The organism is Spirillospora sp. NPDC047279, from assembly GCF_040643285.1.
In the GTDB taxonomy this organism is placed as follows: domain Bacteria; phylum Actinomycetota; class Actinomycetes; order Streptosporangiales; family Streptosporangiaceae; genus Spirillospora.
The window spans coordinates 211,585-229,041 of the sequence record NZ_JBEYUA010000014.1 but is presented as its reverse complement, the minus strand read 5'-3'; the positions used below and the strand labels follow the sequence as shown (position 1 = coordinate 229,041).

General features: G+C 72.2%; 13 protein-coding genes and 1 other RNA gene. 6 read left to right on the top strand and 8 right to left on the bottom strand.

All coding sequences use genetic code 11. The features are described from left to right. Positions 1-57 precede the first annotated feature (57 nt). Complete coding sequence (locus tag ABZ810_RS32685) at positions 58-3,501, bottom strand: BTAD domain-containing putative transcriptional regulator (RefSeq protein ID WP_358409845.1); 3,444 nt, start codon at positions 3,499-3,501, stop codon at positions 58-60. A gap of 84 nt (positions 3,502-3,585) precedes the next feature. Then, entirely contained in the window at positions 3,586-4,965 is a 1,380-nt protein-coding gene (locus ABZ810_RS32680) for an NAD(P)/FAD-dependent oxidoreductase (protein ID WP_358409844.1), read from the bottom strand. A 381-nt stretch (positions 4,966-5,346) separates the two neighbouring features. Here ABZ810_RS32680 and ABZ810_RS32675 point away from each other — a divergent pair, with 381 nt between their 5' ends. The 3 genes from ABZ810_RS32675 to ABZ810_RS32665 all read left to right on the top strand — a co-directional run bounded on the left by ABZ810_RS32675 (position 5,347) and on the right by ABZ810_RS32665 (position 10,694). Then, complete coding sequence (locus ABZ810_RS32675; RefSeq protein WP_358409842.1) at positions 5,347-5,928, top strand: YbhB/YbcL family Raf kinase inhibitor-like protein; 582 nt, start codon at positions 5,347-5,349, stop codon at positions 5,926-5,928. Between the two features lie 251 nt (positions 5,929-6,179). Further along, positions 6,180-8,234 (top strand): hypothetical protein, encoded by a 2,055-nt coding sequence (locus tag ABZ810_RS32670; RefSeq protein WP_358409841.1) that lies wholly within the window; start codon positions 6,180-6,182, stop codon positions 8,232-8,234. A gap of 150 nt (positions 8,235-8,384) precedes the next feature. Next, positions 8,385-10,694 carry a bifunctional SulP family inorganic anion transporter/carbonic anhydrase gene (locus ABZ810_RS32665; protein ID WP_358409840.1) on the top strand — a complete coding sequence of 770 codons (2,310 nt, stop codon included), beginning with the start codon at positions 8,385-8,387 and terminating at the stop codon, positions 10,692-10,694. Positions 10,695-10,854: 160 nt separating this feature from the next. Here the strand turns inward: ABZ810_RS32665 and ABZ810_RS32660 are convergent, their stop codons facing one another. The 6 genes from ABZ810_RS32660 to ABZ810_RS32635 all read right to left on the bottom strand — a co-directional run bounded on the left by ABZ810_RS32660 (position 10,855) and on the right by ABZ810_RS32635 (position 15,895). Further along, positions 10,855-11,103 (bottom strand): hypothetical protein, encoded by a 249-nt coding sequence (locus ABZ810_RS32660; protein ID WP_358409839.1) that lies wholly within the window; start codon positions 11,101-11,103, stop codon positions 10,855-10,857. 236 nt (positions 11,104-11,339) lie between these two features. Next, positions 11,340-11,735, bottom strand: an RNA gene (gene rnpB / locus ABZ810_RS32655) — RNase P RNA component class A. 25 nt (positions 11,736-11,760) lie between these two features. Beyond that, positions 11,761-13,089, bottom strand: a complete 1,329-nt coding sequence (locus tag ABZ810_RS32650) for a TrpB-like pyridoxal phosphate-dependent enzyme (RefSeq protein WP_358409838.1) — start codon at positions 13,087-13,089, stop codon at positions 11,761-11,763. A gap of 78 nt (positions 13,090-13,167) precedes the next feature. After that, complete coding sequence (locus ABZ810_RS32645) at positions 13,168-14,343, bottom strand: bifunctional RNase H/acid phosphatase (protein ID WP_358409836.1); 1,176 nt, start codon at positions 14,341-14,343, stop codon at positions 13,168-13,170. Positions 14,344-14,345: 2 nt separating this feature from the next. Further along, positions 14,346-15,089, bottom strand: coding sequence for a C4-type zinc ribbon domain-containing protein (locus ABZ810_RS32640; protein WP_358409834.1), 744 nt, complete (start codon positions 15,087-15,089; stop codon positions 14,346-14,348). Then, positions 15,086-15,895 carry a Nif3-like dinuclear metal center hexameric protein gene (locus ABZ810_RS32635; protein ID WP_358409832.1) on the bottom strand — a complete coding sequence of 270 codons (810 nt, stop codon included), beginning with the start codon at positions 15,893-15,895 and terminating at the stop codon, positions 15,086-15,088. The genes ABZ810_RS32640 and ABZ810_RS32635 overlap by 4 nt, the downstream gene beginning before the upstream one ends. A gap of 120 nt (positions 15,896-16,015) precedes the next feature. On the opposite strand from ABZ810_RS32635, the gene ABZ810_RS32630 reads away from it, so the two are divergent. The 3 genes from ABZ810_RS32630 (at position 16,016) to ABZ810_RS32620 (ending at position 17,454) form a co-directional block, all read left to right on the top strand. Beyond that, positions 16,016-16,540 carry a pyridoxamine 5'-phosphate oxidase family protein gene (locus tag ABZ810_RS32630; RefSeq protein WP_358409831.1) on the top strand — a complete coding sequence of 175 codons (525 nt, stop codon included), beginning with the start codon at positions 16,016-16,018 and terminating at the stop codon, positions 16,538-16,540. A gap of 45 nt (positions 16,541-16,585) precedes the next feature. Next, positions 16,586-16,960: a hypothetical protein gene (locus ABZ810_RS32625; protein WP_358409830.1), complete on the top strand. Its 375-nt coding sequence runs from the start codon at positions 16,586-16,588 to the stop codon at positions 16,958-16,960. Positions 16,961-17,055: 95 nt separating this feature from the next. Beyond that, on the top strand, positions 17,056-17,454 hold the full coding sequence (locus tag ABZ810_RS32620; RefSeq protein WP_358409828.1) for a hypothetical protein: 399 nt from the start codon (positions 17,056-17,058) through the stop codon (positions 17,452-17,454). The last annotated feature ends 3 nt before the right edge of the window (positions 17,455-17,457 follow it).

Below are 17,457 nucleotides of genomic sequence, written 5' to 3'. Positions count from 1 at the left end.
GGGGTCGTCCCCCCCGTTCCGATCCTGGGGTGCGCCGGATCGTTCCGCGGCGTGCGGCTAGCCGGAGAGGGCTTCGCCGGGTGAGGTGGGGCGTTCGAGGGAGTAGACGGTGAGGACGTCGTCGAAGGTCCAGGCGCGGCCGCGTTCGTAGGGGGCGACGAAGGCGTCGCCCAGGGCCGCGCGGGCCGCGGCCTCGACGGAGAGCCCGTCGCGGAACGAGGCGTCGGGGCCGCCGCGCAGGCCGTCGGCCGCGCCCAGGAGCAGGGCGCACTTCTCGAAGTCGGACTCGGCGAGGGCCAGGGCGGCGTGGCCGACCAGGGCGACGGCGACGATCGGGTGGTCCAGGACCTGGACGGCGCAGCGCAACGACTCGGCCAGCAGGGGCCGGGCGTGCTCGACGTCTCCCCTGGCGATGTCGAGCAGGGCGCGCGAACAGAAGATCATCGCCTGAAAGTGCGGCGGGCCGGAGACGGTGGCGATGAGGTCCTGCGCCTGGGACAGGTGGCGGGCGGCCAGGGTGTGGTCGCCGTCATGACGGGCGATCTCGGCGAGCTGGAAGTGCAGGGCCGCCATGCCCTCGGGGCTGCCGGCCCGCTCGAACTCGCGCAGGGCGAGCCGGAGCATCTTGACGGCGCGGTCGTGCTCGCCGAGGAGGGTGAGCTCGTTCGCGAGCTTCATGTGGGTCTGCATGACCGGGGTCGGCCCGCCGCCGAGCACGTCGTTGAGGCGCAGCGACTCCTGGTAGAGGGCGACGGCCTCCTCGTGGTCGCCGCGGCGGCCCGCGAGCTCCGCCTGCGAGGTGAGGGTGAACGACAGTCCCCAGCGGTCTCCGGTGAGCCGGAAACATTCGAGGGCGCGGGCGAAGTCGGCCTCGCCCGCGTCGCGGTGACCGTAGTTGAGCCGGAACTGGCCGCGGGTGAAGTATCCGATGCCGCGCACCCAGGGGTCGGCGTCGTCCAGGAGCGGCTCGACCGCCCGCACGGACGACTCCTCCCAGCCCTCCAGGTACATGTCCAGGGCGACGCTCGTCGCCCGCAACATCGGAGAGAGCCGTTCGGGCTCGTCGGCGTACAGGTCCCGGATGCGGCGCGCCTCGAGCAGCCACGCGGTCACCCGCTCGGTCTCGCCGTGCGTGTGCAGCAGCGTCGCCGCGCCGAGCACGAGAACGACGGCGGTGGTCCGGTCCTCGGGCAGGCCGGGAAGCTCGAGGACGCCGATCACGCTGTCCTCGCTCTCTTCGAGCATTCCGCGCATGAACCAGTACCACCCGAGCGCGGCGCAGATGCGGGCGGCGAGCACCGCGTCCGACACGGAGATCGCCCAGCGGAGCGCGGCGTGGATGTTGTCGTTCTCGGCGAAGAGCCTGCGCAGCCAGCCGAGCTGCTCGTCCCGGTACAGGTGCGGCTCGGCGGTCTCGGCCAGGTCGAGGAAGTGCCCGGCGTACGCGCGGCGCGTGCGCTCCTCGTCGCCCGCCTCGGCCAGCCGCTCCAGCCCGTACGCGCGGATGGTCTCCAGCATCCGGTAGCGCGGGCCGTGCTCGGTCTCGGTGACGGTGACCAGCGACTTGTCGACCAGCGCCGTGAGGACGTCGAAGACGCCGGACCGGGCGAGACCAGGTCCGGCGCAGACCTCCTCGGCGCTCTCCGCGGTCGCGCCGCCGCTGAAGACGGCGAGCCGGCTCCACATCGCGCGTTCGGCCTCGTCCAGCAGGTCCCAGCTCCATTCGACGACGGCGCGGAGCGTCTGGTGGCGGGGCAGCGCGGCGCGGTTGCCGCCGGCGAGCAGGCCGAAGCGGTCGTTGAGGCGCGCCGCGACCTGGGCCGGCGTCATGGAACGCAGCCGGGCGGCGGCCAGCTCGATGGCCAGCGGCATGCCGTCGAGGGCGCGGCAGATCTGCGCGATGGACGCCACGTTGCGGTCGGTCACGGCGAAGCCGCGGGAGACGGCGGCGGCCCGGTCGGCGAGCAGCCGGACGGCGGGATAGGCCAGGGCCTCGACGGCACCGGCCTCCGGTGGCGGCAGCTCGAGCGGGTCGACCGGCCACAGGGTCTCGCCGATGATGCCGAGCGGCTCGCGGCTGGAGGCGAGGATCCGCACCCCCGGGCAGTCGGCCAACAGGCGGGCGGCCAGTTGCGCGGTGGCGTCGAGCAGGTGCTCGCAGTTGTCGAGGACGAGCACCATCCGCTTGGTCGCGAGCGCGGCGGCGAGCCGGCCGAGCGGATCGGCGCTCTCCATGGCCCTTCGGCCGCCGGCGGCGCTCGTCCACACCGTCTTCTGGACGCCCAGCGTGGTCAGCACGGTGACCGGGACCTCGGCCGGGTCCTCGACCGGCGCGAACTCGACGAACCACACGCCGTCGCGCACGCGCTGCTGCCAGCGTTCGCCCGCCTCCTGCGACAGCCGGGTCTTGCCCGCCCCGCCGGGCCCGGTCAGCGTGACGAGCCGGTCGGCCGCCAGCAGTTCGCTGACCTGGGACAGCTCGTCGTCACGTCCGACGAAGCTGGTGATCCGCGCTTTCAGGTTGCCGAGCGGCTCGTCCGCAGCGCCGGAGGGCCGAGGCCGCTCCGAAGCGCCGGGCGGCAGGGGCCGGTCCGGACCGCCGTGAGGCCGGCCCAGGGCGCCGGGAGGCCGAGGTTGCTCCGGCCCGCCGGACGGCTGGGGCTGGTCCGGGGTGCCGGGCGCCCGGTCCGGGGTACCGGGAGGCCGGTCGGGGGCCGCGGGCCGCCGCCGGTCGGCTCCCGTCGGCGCGGGACGGGCAGGCCGGGGAGCGGCTGCGAGGGAGGGGTCCTGGCGGAGGACGGCGAGGTAGACGTTCTCCAGCTCGGGTGAGGGGTCGACGCCGAGGGCGTCGGCGAGCGCGGACCTGGCGGCGGTGTACTCGGCCAGCGCGTCGGCCTGGTGGCCCGCAGCGTAGAGGGCCCGCATGAGCTTGCCGCGGAGGGGCTCGCGGAGCGGGTCGGCGGCGGTGAGGGCCTGGAGTTCGGGGATGAGCTCGACGTGCCGCCCGAGCCGCAGGTCCGCCTCGATGCGTTCGTCCAGCGCGGTGCGGCGCAGGCCGTCCAGGCGCGCGGCCGGTCCTTCGGCGAACGGGCGGCCCGCCACGTCCTCCAGCGCCGGGCCGCGCCAGAGGTCGAGCGCCCCGCGCAGGGCGGCCGAGCGGCTCGCGGCGTCGTCGTCGCGCAGCGCGCGGGCGACGCGGGACTCGAAGTCGTGGGCGTCCACCGCCTCGCGCGGGACGAGGAGCCGGTAGGTGCCCGGTCGCGACTCGAACGCCTCGCGCCCGAGCACCGCCCGCAACCTGGAGACCAGGGACTGGAGGGCGTTGACGGCGGCGGCCGGCGGGTCGTCGTCCCAGAGGCCGTCGATCAGCCGTTCGGCCGAGACGGTGCGTTCGGTGGTGAGGGCCAGCAGGATCAGCAGGGCGCGCAGCCGCGCACCGCCCACCTCCACGATGTGGCCGTTCGCGGCCACCTCCAGGGGGCCGAGGATCCTGATCCGCACCTTTTGATTGTGTCCCAAAACCGCAGTGCCCCGCCGCGCGGAGGCGGCGGGGCACTGCGGTTTCGCGATCGTCGCGCGGCGCCGTCAGCCGAGCTGGCGGGCCGGAGCCTCGATCTGCTTCTGCGTGACGTCGTCGATCGCCGCGAGCTGGAAGTCGGCCCGGGGCTGCTCGATGGTGCCGAGGGAGATGGTCTCGCGCTTGAAGAACAGCGCGAGGGTCCAGTCTGCGAGCACCCGCGCCTTGCGGTTGAACGTCGGGACCATCATCCCGTGGTAGGTGCGGTGGAACCACCACGCGGGCAGGCCCTTGAGCTTGAAGCCCATCGGGTTGGCCACGCCCTTGTGGAGGCCGAGGCCGGCGACCGCGCCCAGGTTGTTGTGCGCGTACGGCTTGAGCGACTTGCCGCGCAGCGCCCGCACGATGTTGTCGCCGAGCAGCTTGGACTGCCGCAGCGCGTGCTGCGCGTTGGGCGCGCAGAACATGCCGTCCTGGGTGAGGTCGGGCACCGCGGCGTTGTCGCCCGCGGTCCAGGCGCCCACGACGCCCTCGATGGTGAGGTACTCCGTGGCCTTGATCCGGCCCTTGTCGTCCAGCGGCAGGTCGCTGGCCTTGACGACCGGCGACGGCTTGACGCCCGCGTTCCACACCAGGGTGCCGGCCGGGAAGTCGCTGCCGTCCGAGAGCTCGATCCGGCCGTTCACCGCGGACTGCAGGAAGGTCTTCATCTTCACGTCGATGCCGCGGCCGCGCAGCTGCTCGGCGGTCCACTTGCCCATCTCGGTGCCGACCTCGGGCAGGATGCGGTCGGCCGCCTCGACCAGGTAGAACCGCAGGTCACGGGGGGTGACCTTGCGCATGTACTTGGTGGCGTCGCGCGTCATGTCCTCGATCTCGGCGACCGCCTCGACGCCGGCGAACCCGCCGCCGACGAAGACGAACGTGAGCGCCTTGCGGCGGATCTCCTCGTCGTCGGTCGACTCGGCGATCTCCAGCTGGCCGAGGACGTGGTTGCGGAGGTGGATGGCCTCGCCGACGGTCTTGAGGCTGATGCCGTGCTCGGCCAGGCCGGGGATCGGCAGGAGGCGCGGGATCGCGCCGGCGGCCATGACGATGTAGTCGTAGGAGATCCGCTCCGGCGGGCCGGCCAGTGGCTGGACGATCGCCCACCGCTCGGAGTGGTTGATCTCGGTGACCCGGGCGTTGCGCACGCTGCACAGCGGCAGGGTGCGGCGCAGCGGCACCACCACATGCCGCGGGGAGATGTTCCCGGCGGCGGCTTCGGGGAGGAACGGCTGGTACGTCATGTACGCGTTCGGGTCGACGACGGTGACCCGGACGTCGCCCCGCTTGAGCTCGCGCTTGAGCTTCTTCTGAAGGCGGAGCGCGGTGTACATGCCCACATAGCCGCCACCCACGATCAGGATGTGGGGAGCGCCAGGGGTCCCCTCGGCGGTCCTGGCCATTGCGGCCCTCCAATGTCACGGTCGGCTTGTGAAGACATTCACAAGCTACCGGATAGAACGCACCAAGCGCCAACCAAATTCCCTGAAACATCCCCAGAACTTTCCAAAACGGCAATCTGGAACGTTACGAGCATGTGAACTTCTGCACTCCTTCGCCCCGGATCGGACTCCAGGGGACGGACCACCCATGATGAACGTCACACCGGGATTCTCCGGGAGCGCCGTCGCCCCGAGGGAGAAAAGGCCCGTTCCACCCCTGGAGAGCGCCTAAGGTTGGGGCGGACGAGGAAAGGGCCGCCGCCGGTGCGGTGCGCCCGCCCCCAAGATGAACGGAATCCTGCGGAGCGCGGCGTACCATCTCGCCCGGGAGCGATATCGATGATGAGCAGAAAGCGGCGTCCGATCCTGGCCGCGACGGGCGCCCTGGTGGTGGGTGGGGCCCTGACCGGCTGCGGCCTGATCGGGCTGCCCCAGAACAAGAGCGCCGAACTTTCCGAGTGGTTTCCCGTGACCAGCCCGGTGTTCCGTGATGGGCAGGACTTGCCCACGCGCTACGGCTGCGCGGCGTACTCTGGCGGACAGGGCAAGACTCCGCCGCTGCGGTGGACGGGCAAGCCGGCGGGGACACGGTCGTATGCGATCGTGGTGGACGACCCCGACGCCGGCAACGGCGCCTACGTGCACTGGGTGATCGGCGGCATCGGCGAGAACACCCAGGACCTCGTCGAGGGCACCAAGATCGACAAGACCTGGGTTCAGGGTCTGAACACCGGCAAGAAGGTGGGCTACCTGCCCCCCTGCCCGCGACGCGGGGGCGGGGAGCACCGGTACAGGTACACCATCTACGCACTGGACAGCGCGGTGCCGTTCGAGCAGGGCGCATCGCTGAAGGATTCGCTCGGGGCCATCGCCAAGCACACGGTGGGCCGGGGCAGGATCATCGGGAACTTCGGGACCGAGTAGGCGCGTTCATCCCTGAGGCCATCGGGCAGGGAGGGACAGAACAGGTCTCCGAGTGACGAAGCTGACGGGGGCGTACGGGTCGGCCGAATTGGCCGATCGGTGCGCGCCGTGTGAGGGTAGATGTGCGCGAAAGGTGTGACAACGGTCATAGCGGTCGGCCAGAATCGGTTTAGGCTCCCGTCGGGAGCCGGGCCGCTAGCGATAATCAGGACGAACCCGCGGGCCGTAGGGCCAAGGCATTGGGTGGTGGCATGACTTCTTACATCGTGGTCTTCGGCCTCATAGTGGTCGTGGTCCTGGTGGTCGTCCTGGTGGCCTTGGGGATGCGGGCCAGCAGGGGCGGCCGCGACGACGACGACTGGATGGCCGACGAGCAGCCGTCCAGGGGCTACCGTTCCGCCCCGGCGGACGAGATGGCCGACGACGGCTACAACACCGGCTACGACGGCGGGTCCTATGGACCGGGCCAAGGCGAGCCGGGGTTCGACCGTCGCGTCGCGGGCAACGCCGGCGGTGCCGGTCCGCTCGCCGCGAGCCCGCTCGCCGCGCCCACACCGCCTCCCGCGCAGTCCTCTCCCCCGCCGCCCAGCGGACCGGCCAGCGACGAGATGGCCGACGACGACTACTGGGCCACGATCACCTTCGACAAGCCCAAGTTCCCCTGGCAGCACGACGGCGCCCCGGAGAAGACCGAGGCCGAGCTCGCCGCCGACCCGCTCAACAACCAGGGCGGCCCGCAGTCCCCCGAGCCGCCGGTGCCCGCCGAGCGGCCGGTCCCGGGCGGGCTGGCCCAGCCGGTCTCCATGAACGACGGCGCTCCCTCCCATGGTCCCGGGCAGGGCCCCGGCGGCCTGGGCGGCCCCGGCCCCTCGTCCGGTCCCGGCTCGGGCGCGGTGGGCGGTCTGCTGGGCGGCCGCAACGGCACCGGCCCGCAGCAGGTGCCCAGCCCGCCCGCGTCGTTCACGCCGGCCGCCGCCCACTACAACAACGACCCCAGCGCGACGGCCGCCGACCTCCAGCCGCTCGGCGGCGGGACGCAGCCCCCGTTCGGCGGCGGCGACCCGTCCTACGGCGCGGACCAGCCGGCCTACGGCCCCTCGTCCGACCAGCCCGCCTACGGTTCCTCCTCCGACCAGCCCTACGGCATGGGCGACCAGCAGCAGCCCTACGGTGATCAGCCGTACGGAGACCAGCAGCCCTACGGTTCAGAGCAGTCCTCGCCGTACGGAGACCAGCAGCCGTACGGCTCCGAGCAGCCCTATGGCGACCAGCAGCAGCCCTACGGCGGCGGCCAGGAGCAGCAGCCCTCCTTCGGCGGCGGCAACACCGGGGGGCAGAGCTCGTTCGGCTCCAGCGACCCGCTCGGCGGCGGCCCGCTGTCCTCGCCCGGCCGCCAGGACTCCTTCGACCTGCCGCTGTCCGGCGGCCCTCTCTCCAGCGACCCCCGCACGTCCGACCCGCTCGGCCTGCCGCTGGGCGGCACCGACCCGGGCCGCGGCTACGGCGAGCCCGCCCCGGCCGCGGCGTCCCACTCCGACCACCCCGGCGGCGGCTGGGACAACGGTGCGGGCGGCGGATCGGCCGGCGATACCGACGGCAACAAGCTGCCCACCGTCGACGAGCTGCTCCAGCGCATCCAGACCGACCGCGCCCGCTCGTCGGCCTCCACGCCGGGCCAGTCGGGCTCCTCGTCGTACGGCAGCGGCCTCGGCGACCCGCTGGGCGACCCGCTCAACACCGGCGGCGGCTCGTCCTCCTACGGGTCCTCCAGCGGCGGCTGGTCGTCCTCCTCGGCGGGCACCGGCTACGACTCCGACTCCAGCGGCACCGGCGGCGGCTTCTCCGGCCTGCCCGGCGGTACGGGCGACGGCGGCAACGGCTACCCGTCGGCCCCCTACAGCGAGGCTCCCCGCTACGACGACCCGCTGGGCGGCGGCACCGGCGGCGGCACCGGCGGCTCGTACGACTCCTACGGCTCGTACGGGAACGGCTCGGGCGGCTCGGGCGACAACGGCACCTCGCCGGGCAACTACGGCGACTTCAGCGGCAGCAGCTACAACGGCGCGTCCGACCCGCTCTCGGCTCCGCCGGAGTCCGGCCAATACGGCGGCGGCTACGGCGACCCTGGGGCGACCCAGCAGTTCGGCAACGGCTCCTTCGGCTCGCAGCAGCAGGGCGGCGGCTACGGCCAGTCCGGCGGCGACACCGGGGGCCAGTACGGCAACGGCGGCAACCCGCCCTCGTACGGCCAGCGCTCGCAGCAGCAACACGACGACTGGGAGAGCCACCGCGACTACCGTCGCTGACGCGCCACCCCAGCACAGAGCCGGAGGGCCGCCCGATTTCGGGCGGCCCTCCGGCTTTCGCCACGAACCGCATGACCTCGCACGAGATCCGGTCCACTCGTTTGTGTCATCCCGGGCGGACATGATCGGTGCCGTGATTGCATACGTTGCGTGACGTTCAAGACACTCAACGTATCCACGCTGCGACGAGACCTCCCGGCCTCGTTCGTCGTCTTCCTCGTCGCGATCCCGCTGTCGCTGGGCATCGCGGTGGCCTCCGGGGCCCCGATCGCCGCCGGCCTGATCGCCGCGATCGTCGGCGGGATCGTGGCCGGCCTGCTCGGCGGCTCTCCATTGCAGGTCAGCGGCCCGGCCGCCGGCCTCACGGTGATTGTGGCCTCACTGATCCAGACCTACGGCTGGCGCGCGACCTGCACGATCACGGCGCTCGCCGGGCTGCTCCAGCTGGCGCTGGGCTCGGCCAGGGTGGCCCGGACGGCGCTGGCGGTGTCGCCCGCGGTCGTGCACGGGATGCTGGCCGGGGTCGGCGCGGTCATCGTCCTCGCCCAGGTGCACGTGGTGCTGGGCGGCAGCCCGCAGCACTCGCCGCTGAACAACCTGTGGCAGCTGCCCGGCCAGCTGCTCTCGTCGCACTCGCACACCGTCCTGCTGGGCGTGCTCACGATCGCGGTGCTCGTGGTGTGGGCGCGGCTGCCCAAGACCGGGCTCGGCGCGAAGCTGCGCTGGCTGCCCGGGCCGCTGCCCGCCGTCGCGCTCGCCACGCTGGTGGCCTGGGCGTTCGGCTGGGACGCGCCGCGCGTCGACCTGCCCGACACGCTGCTGGGCGGCTGGCAGCCGCCGGCGCTGCCCAAGGGGACGCTGCCGGAGGTCTTCGGCGCGGTCGTCTCGGTCGGCGTCGTCGCCGCCGTGGAGTCGCTGCTGTGCAGCGTCGCCATCGACCGGACCCGGCCGCGCGGGGTGCCGTCGGCCGACCTCGACCGCGAGCTGCTCGGACAGGGCGCGGCCAACACGGTGTCCGGCCTGCTGGGCGGCCTGCCCATCGCGGGCGTGATCGTGCGGAGCTCGGCGAACGTGGCGGCCGGGGCGCGGTCCCGGACGTCCACCGTCCTGCACGGCGTCTGGATCCTGGTCCTGGCGCTGTCCTGCGGCCCGGTGATCGAGCAGGTCCCGCTCGCCGCGCTCGCGGCGCTCCTCGTCGCCCTCGGCGTGAAGATGATCGACACCGCGCGGGTCCGTGACCTTCGTCACCACCGCGAGGCGCCGGTCTACTTCACGACCATGCTCGGCGTCGTGGTCCTGGGCCTCGGCGAGGGGGTGCTGCTCGGCATCGGGATCTCGGCCGTGATCGCGCTGCGGCGGCTCACCCGGCTCACCGTGCGGGTGGAGCAGGCGATGACGGTCCCGGTCCAGATGTCGCCCGAATTCGCTGGTGACGTACCGCCTCCGGGCCGCTGGCACGTGATCGTCGAAGGCACGCTGACCTTCCTCGGCGTACCGAAGGTGACCAAGGTGCTGCGCCAGGTGCCGGCCGGATCGAGCGTCGATCTGGACCTGAACGTGGACTTCATGGACCACGCCGCGTTCGAGGCCATCCACGAGTGGCGGATGGCCCACGAGCGTCAGGGTGGCAGGGTCGACATAGATGAAGTCCACGAGGGTTGGTATGAAAGAGCTGTGACTGGTGATATGTCGCCGCCGCGTAAATCGTCCCCGCCTGCCCGCTGGTGGGCTCCGTGGGCGAATCGTCGGCGCCGCGCTGAAACTCCGGAACTGGACGCGCCGGACGTGTCCCCGAGCGCCCTGCTGCTCGCGGGCGTCCGCGAGTACCACGGCCGGACGGCCCGCCTCGTGCGGCCGATCATGGCCGAGCTCGCGTTCGAGCAGAAACCCGAGCACCTGTTCATCACCTGCGTGGACTCGCGCGTCGTGCCGAACATCATCACGGCCAGCGGTCCCGGCGACCTGTTCATCAACAGGAACGTCGGCAACCTCGTCCCGCGCCACGGCTCCCGCACCCACGACGACTCGGTGGCCGCCACCGTCGAATACGCCACGAACGTGCTCGACATCAAGACCATCACGGTCTGCGGCCACTCCAACTGCGGCGCCATGGCGGCCCTGCTGGCGGGCGGCACGGAGGTCGACCACCTCCCCGCCCTCTCGCGGTGGCTCAAGCACGGCAACCACAGCCTGGCGCGCTTCCTGGCCGACGAGCCCGAGGACGGCGTGCCGCCGCTCACCCGGCTCTGCCAGATCAACGTGATGCAGCAGCTCGACAACCTGCTCACCTATCCCTGGCTGCGCAACCGCGTCGAGGCGGGCAAGCTCGAACTCGTGGGCCTCTACCTGGATCTGGAGTCCGCCGAGGTCAACGTGCTCGACCGGACGGCGGAGAGCTTCATCCCCGTCCCGGACGAGGCGCCCGACGACGACCCGACCGACGCCCGCGCGCTGACCTGACCCGGACCACCACCCGACAACCACCACCCGACCCGGAAAACGATCATGGGTCGTCCCCCGACAGGACGACCCATGATCTCTACCCGGCCCACGGCACCCGCCTCCGTGGGACCGTGTTCGGCCGCTCCCGGCAGGCCCTGTCGCCGGGAGACGGCGATGGTCACATCCCGACGAGCTCCTCGTCGGCCCGTCGTTCCCCGCGCCCCGCCGGGCGGGGGTTCCACTCGTCGCTCCGTGCCGTCTGGTCGTCACGGATGTACATTCCGGCCACCCGGCGCGCCCAGCGCGCCTGCGCGCCGTCGGCAGGCGCGTACAGGGCGTCCCGTCGGCTGGACCGCGAGAACGCGGCCACCATCATCAGTGGCACCAGCAATCCGACGAGCGCTGCCACCGCGATCACGATGAACATCGGCGCTCCTCTCCGCGGAGCGCCCGTTGGTCCGGCACTCCGCCGCCACCGCCGATCTCCCCCAAGGGATCAGCTGTACCTAGGACGTTAGAGGCGCCGTTTCCGATCCTTTGTGTCGTGTGACCCGAACAGACCGAGATGAGACCCACTTCCCGATTCGGTGTGAAGTTCACGAGATCAGGGAAGGGACGGAGTGTCGCTGAGGGGCCACAAAACGCCTGAAAGGGCAAGAAGGGCGGACGAGTCGGCCTGTAAGCCGGGTTTTGTGGCCCGCCCGCTGGGGCGGGTGGCGGCCATCCATCTCGGACCGCCGTTGCCGGCGGTCTCCAGCGGTCTACCCGCAGGCTCGGGCGGGCAGCCCTCAGGCACCTGCGCGAAGGGCCTGTCGGCCCCTCTTCTTGACCTTGCTCCAGGTGGGGTTTACCGAGCCGCCCACGTCACCGTGGGCGCTGGTGAGCTCTTACCTCACCGTTTCACCCTTACCACCGGCCGGAGCCGGTGGCGGTCTGCTTTCTGTGGCACTGTCCCGCGGGTCACCCCGGGTCGGCGTTACCGACCACCCTGCCCTGTGGAGCCCGGACTTTCCTCGGCGGGGACCCGAAGGCCCCCGACGCGGCCGCCCGGCCGGCTCGTCCGCCGTACCAAGAGGTTACCGCCTCAGGGCAGGCGGCCGAGCGACTCGGCGACGCGTTCGGGCGAAAGGTCGAAGTCTTCCATCTCGCCGGACAGGTAGCGGTCGTAGGCGGCCATGTCGAAGTGGCCGTGGCCGCAGAGGGCGGTGAGGATCACGGTCTCGGTGGTGGCCTCGCGGGCCGCCTCGATCGTGGCGGCGAGGGCGTGGGTGGGCTCGGGCGCGGGCACGATGCCCTCGGTGCGGGCGAACAGGACCCCCGCCTCGAAGCACTCGCGCTGCGGCTTGGCGACCGCGTCGAAGAGGCCCAGGTCGTAGATGTGCGAGAGCAGCGGCGCCATGCCGTGGTAGCGCAGGCCGCCCGCGTGGATCGGGTCGGGGACGAAACCGTGGCCGAGCGTGTGCATCTTGAGGAGCGGCGTGAAGCCCGCCGTGTCGCCGAAGTCGTAGGCGTAGCGGCCCTTGGTGAACGAGGGGCAGGCGGACGGCTCGACGGCGAGCAGCCTGGGGGCCATCCGGCCCGCGAGCTTCTCGCGCAGGAACGGGAAGGCCAGGCCGGCGAAGTTGGAGCCGCCGCCGGTGCAGCCGACGATGAGGTCCGGGGTCTCGCCGAGGAGCGCCAGCTGCTCGCGGGCCTCCTCGCCGATGACCGTCTGGTGCATGAGGACGTGGTTGAGGACGCTGCCGAGCGCGTAGCGGGTGTCGTCGGCGGCGCCCGCCTGCTCGACGGCCTCGCTGATGGCGATGCCCAGCGAGCCGGGCGAGCCCGGGTGCTCGGCGAGGACCTTGGCCCCGGACGTGGTGAGCGGCGACGGGCTGGGGTGCACGTTGGCGCCGTACAGCTCCATCATCGAGCGGCGGTGCGGCTTCTGGTCGTAGGAGGCGCGCACCATCCAGATCTCGCACTCCAGCCCGAACTGGGCGCACGCGAACGCCAGCGCGCTCCCCCACTGCCCGGCCCCGGTCTCGCTGGTGAGGCGGCGGACCCCCTGGCGCGCGTTGTAGAACGCCTGGGGCACGGCGGTGTTGGGCTTGTGGGAGCCGACCGGCGAGACGCCCTCGTACTTGAAGTAGATGCGGGCCGGGGTGCCCAGGGCGCGCTCCAGGCGGCGGGCACGGACCAGCGGCGTGGGGCGCCACAGCCGGTAGACCTCGCGGACCTCCTCGGGGATCTCGACGAAGGGGTCGGTGGTGACCTCCTGCGCGATGAGGTCCATCGGGAAGAGCGGCGCCAGGTCGTCCGGCCCGACCGGCTCGCGGGTGCCCGGATGGAGCGGCGGGGGCGGCGGGGCGGGCAGGTCGGGAACGACGTTGTACCAGCTCGATCCGGCTCGCGGGATCCCGGTGTCGGCCACGGCCCCTCCACTTCTTCGTGACGGTCCTCATACGCACAGTAGTCGAGCGCGGGGCGGCCGAGGAATGTCCGGAACCGGTCAGCCCCCGATGTGGTGGGTGTCGTTGAACGAACGCAGGCTCGCCGGGCCGTCGTCGTACCAGTGGATGGACGACAGGGCCGCCACGTCCAGCTGCATCCGGTAGATCACCCCCATCGGGGCGCCCAGCGCGTCCTTGATCAGGAGCTTGATCGGCGTCACGTGCGACACCACCAGCACGTGCTGGTGGCGGTGGCGCACCTTGAGCTTGTCGAGCGCGGTCCTGACCCGCCGGTCGGTCTCGGTGAAGCTCTCCCCGCCCGGTGGCGGCACGGAAGGGTCGGCCAGCCACGCTTTCAGCTCGGCGGGCCACCGTTCGCCCGCCTCACGGAAGGTCAGGCCCTCCCAGTCGCCGAAGTCGGTCTCCCGGAACCCCTCCTCGACCCGTACATCGAGGCCGGTCACCGCGGCGACCTCGGCCGCGGTGTCGCGGCAGCGGCGCAGCGGCGAGGAGACGATGGCGTCGAGACCGGCCGCCTTGAGCGCCACCGCCGCCGCCCGCGCCTGCGCGAGCCCGTTGCCGGTCAGCGGATAGTCCCCCGACCCGGCGAAACGTTTCTCCACCGACAGCGGGGTCTCGCCGTGGCGGAGCAGCAGCGTGCGGGTGGGCACGGCCGTGGCCCGCGACCAGGCCGGCGCCACCTGCGGCTGCTCGGCGGGCGTGCCGTCGGCCCCCGGGTCGTCGAAGAGACCGGGGGCCCGCGGTTCAGGGGCGGGCGGCTCCTCGTCGAGCTTGCGCTCCCACTGCTCGCCGCGGGCCGCCGCGTCCATGGCCTCGTTGGCCAGGCGGTCGGCGTGCGCGTTGCGGTTGCGCGGGATCCAGGTGTAGGTGACCGAGCCGAGACCGCGTTCGGCCAGCTCGCGGGCCTCCAGCGCCAGCGGCACCATGTCCGGGTGCTTGATCTTCCAGCGGCCGGACATCTGCTCGACGACCAGCTTGGAGTCCATCCGGACCTCGACCCGGGCCTTCAGGTCCAGGGACGACGCCGCCCGGAGCCCGGCGATCAGGCCGCGGTACTCGGCCACGTTGTTGGTCGCGTGGCCGATCGACTCCGCGACCTCGGCGAGCACCTCGCCGGTGAGCGCGTCCCGCACCAGCGCGCCGTACCCGGCGGGCCCCGGGTTGCCCCGGGAGCCGCCGTCGGCCTCGACGACCAGTTTCCGCCCCGACGCCACGCCTAGAGGCCCGACTCGGGGGTGCGGATCAGGATGCGGCGGCACTCCTCGCAGCGGATGACCTCGTCGGCGTCCGCCGCGCGGATGCGGTTGAGGTCGACGGTGTTGAGCGCCAGGTGGCAGCCCTGGCAGGCGCCGCGGTAGAGCTTGGCCGCGCCCACCCCGCCGAACTGGCCGCGCAACTTCTCGTACAGCGCCAGCAGCTCGTCCGGGACGTCCTTGGCCACGGTGGTACGGGCGGTGCTGGTCATGCCCGCCTCTTCGTCGATCTTCTGCTGGGCCTCGTCGCGGCGACCCCCGGCGGTGGCGAGCTCCTCCTGCGCGGTGCCCTGCTCGGCGCGCAGCCGGCCGACCTTGGAGTCGGCCTCCTCGCGGCGCTCCATGATCTCCAGCACGACCTCCTCGAGGTCGGACTGGCGGCGCTGCAACGAGGCGAGCTCGGCCTGGAGGCTGCTGAGGTCCTTGGCCGAGGTGACCTGGCCGGAGTCGAGCCGCTTCTGGTCGCGGTCCGCCCGGCTGCGGACCTGGTCGACGTCCTGCTCGGCCTTCTTCTGCTCGCGGTCGAGGTCGCCGACCTCGGTCTCGGCGGCGACGATCGCGTCGCGCAGCTCGGTCAGCCGCGATTCGAGCCGCTCGATGTCGGCCAGCTCGGGCAGCGTGCGGCGGCGGTGCGCCAGCCGGTCGAGCGCGGTGTCGAGCTCCTGGAGGTCGATCAGGCGCTGCTGGGCTTCCGATGCGGCTTTCACTTTGCTCCTTCGTAATGCAGGCTCCACGCGTCGGTGACGAGCGTGGACACCCGGGTCGTGACATCGAGCTTGAGGGCCAGCCGGCGTTCGGCATCGGCCAGCCAGGGCCACTCGGTCGCCCAGTGCGCCGCGTCGACGAGTGCCGGGCCGTCGTACTCGGCGAACTCCGACGCGGGATGGTGCCGCAGGTCGGCGGTGAGGTAGACGTCCACTCCGGCCGCGCGCGCGGTGTCCAGTAGCGAGTCTCCCGCGCCGCCGCAGACCGCGACGGTACGGACGGGACGGTCCGGGTCGCCGGCGGCCCGGACGCCCTGCGCGGTGGCGGGCAGCCCGGCCGCGGCGCGGGCGGTGAACTCCGCCAGCGTGACGGGCGCGTCCAGCTCCCCGATCCGGCCGAGCCCCCGGGCCGGATCGTCGGCGGACGGGACCATCGGGCGCAGCGGCCCGGTCAGTCCCACCGCCCGCGCGAGCGCGTCGGAGACGCCGGGATCGGCCACGTCGGCGTTGGTGTGCGCGGTGTGCAGCGCCATCCCGCTGGTGATCATCCGGTGGATGAGGCGGCCCTTCGGCGTCGTCGCGGCCACGCTGCTGACCCCGCGCAGCAGCAGGGGGTGATGCGTGACGATCAGGTCGGCGCCCCACTCGCGTGCCTCGTCCACCACGGCGGCCACCGGGTCGACCGCGAACAGCACCCGGGAGGCCTCCTGATCAGGGTCGCCGCAGACCAGTCCCACGGCGTCCCACGACTCGGCCCAGGCCGGGGGGTAGAACTCCTCGAGGACCGCGATGACTTCGGAGAGGCGCACGTCCCGCAGGCTACCGTTCCCGGCGGCCCCAGCCGAGTCACGCAGGGCGACCGAACGTGTCCGCGTCCGGAACCGTCTGGAACGATGGGGGCGGAAGAGCCAGACCGAGGGGAGAACGCCATGTCGGCTAAGGGCACCGCGCAAGAAGTGGTTCCCAGCGCCAGCCGCCCGTACATGCCCGGTTACGGGATCAAGAGCGCGACGGAGGGCACCGGCCTGCTGCCCTGGTCATGGGCGGTCGAACGGCTGAAGACCACGCGCAACTTCTGGCTCTCCACGGTGTGGCCGGACGGCCGCCCGCACACGATGCCGGTGTGGGGCGCCTGGTCGGGCGACGCGTTGTGGTTCAGCAGCAGCCTGCCGTCCCGCAAGATCGCCAACATCCGGGAGAACGAGCAGGTCACGGTGGCCACCGAGGACGCGGAGAACCCGGTGGTGCTGCAGGGCAGGGCCGAGCTGGTCACCGAGCCGGAACGTCTCCAGGGCTTCATCGACATGGTCAATGCCAAGTACGACACCGGCTATCGTGTGGACTTCCTGGATCCTGAGGTCAACGCGACGGTCGCCGTGTGGCCGGATTGGGCGTTCGGGCTGCAACAGGGAGACTTCAGCGGTTCTCCCACCCGCTGGTCGTTCACACGATGAACGGCGGGCGGGATCAATTCGGAGACTCATCGCGTTGGAGAGTGTGTGAAGTCACCCTTTCGCCGCCGCAAGCGCGTCAAGGGCCGCCCCCTGGGGACGGCCCCCAAGCCCGCCGAGCATGAGCCGGTCGACTGGCCCCAGGAGGGCACCGGCAAGTCCTCGCTGATGGGCGCCATCCGGGGCGACGGAGAGACCGGTGCCGGGTTCGGCGGCGGCATGTTCGAGGACCTGGCCTCCGCCTTCGAGGGTTCCAAGAAGGTCAAGATCGAGGAGCAGGAGCAGCAGAAGCTGCGCAAGGCCGACGACATGCTCCAGGCGGGCTCCAGCGGCCGCGACAACCTCGACTCGGGCAAGATCCGCATCCGCCGCTCGAACGGCGAGGGCGAGACGCGTCCGAACGACACGCGCCCCGGCGAGTGACCCCCCGGTTCGAGTGACACCACCTCGGTACGAGTAAGGCCCATGTGTCCCATTTATGTCGAACATGAGTTCGAATATCGGGTTATCGTGAGCGGGTGAGCACGTACATCCCGCCCGGCTGGCCCGCACAAGTGCACCCCCCGGGCACCGAGCGCTTCGAGGACACGGCGATGACCTGGCTGCTCGAGCTCGTGCCGCCGGAGTACCGCCGCTACGGGGTGCTGCGCCGCTACCCGATCGCGCTGGCCCGCATGGCCCGCCACCACGTCGACGCCTCCGTCGAGGCCGCCCGCGACGGTTTCCGCACCGCCCGGGTGGAGCTCGCCGAGGCCGTCCCGCCGCACGGCATCGAGGCCGTCCTGGAGACCTACCGGCGCGAGGGCGGCCGCCTGGTCGCCCTCGCCTCGGCCATCCAGCTCGTCGAGACCGCCCTGCGCAGCCAGGACCTGCCCGACGACCCCGAATACCGCCGCCCCTTCACGCCCAAGCTCTGACGG

Coding starts and splice junctions, on each gene's coding strand:
- ABZ810_RS32670 (WP_358409841.1), top strand. CDS start 6,180: ATGACTTCTTACATCGTGGTCTTCGGCCTCATAGTGGTCGTGGTCCTG.
- ABZ810_RS32680 (WP_358409844.1), bottom strand. CDS start 4,965: ATGGCCAGGACCGCCGAGGGGACCCCTGGCGCTCCCCACATCCTGATC.
- ABZ810_RS32675 (WP_358409842.1), top strand. CDS start 5,347: ATGAGCAGAAAGCGGCGTCCGATCCTGGCCGCGACGGGCGCCCTGGTG.
- ABZ810_RS32630 (WP_358409831.1), top strand. CDS start 16,016: ATGTCGGCTAAGGGCACCGCGCAAGAAGTGGTTCCCAGCGCCAGCCGC.
- ABZ810_RS32660 (WP_358409839.1), bottom strand. CDS start 11,103: ATGTTCATCGTGATCGCGGTGGCAGCGCTCGTCGGATTGCTGGTGCCA.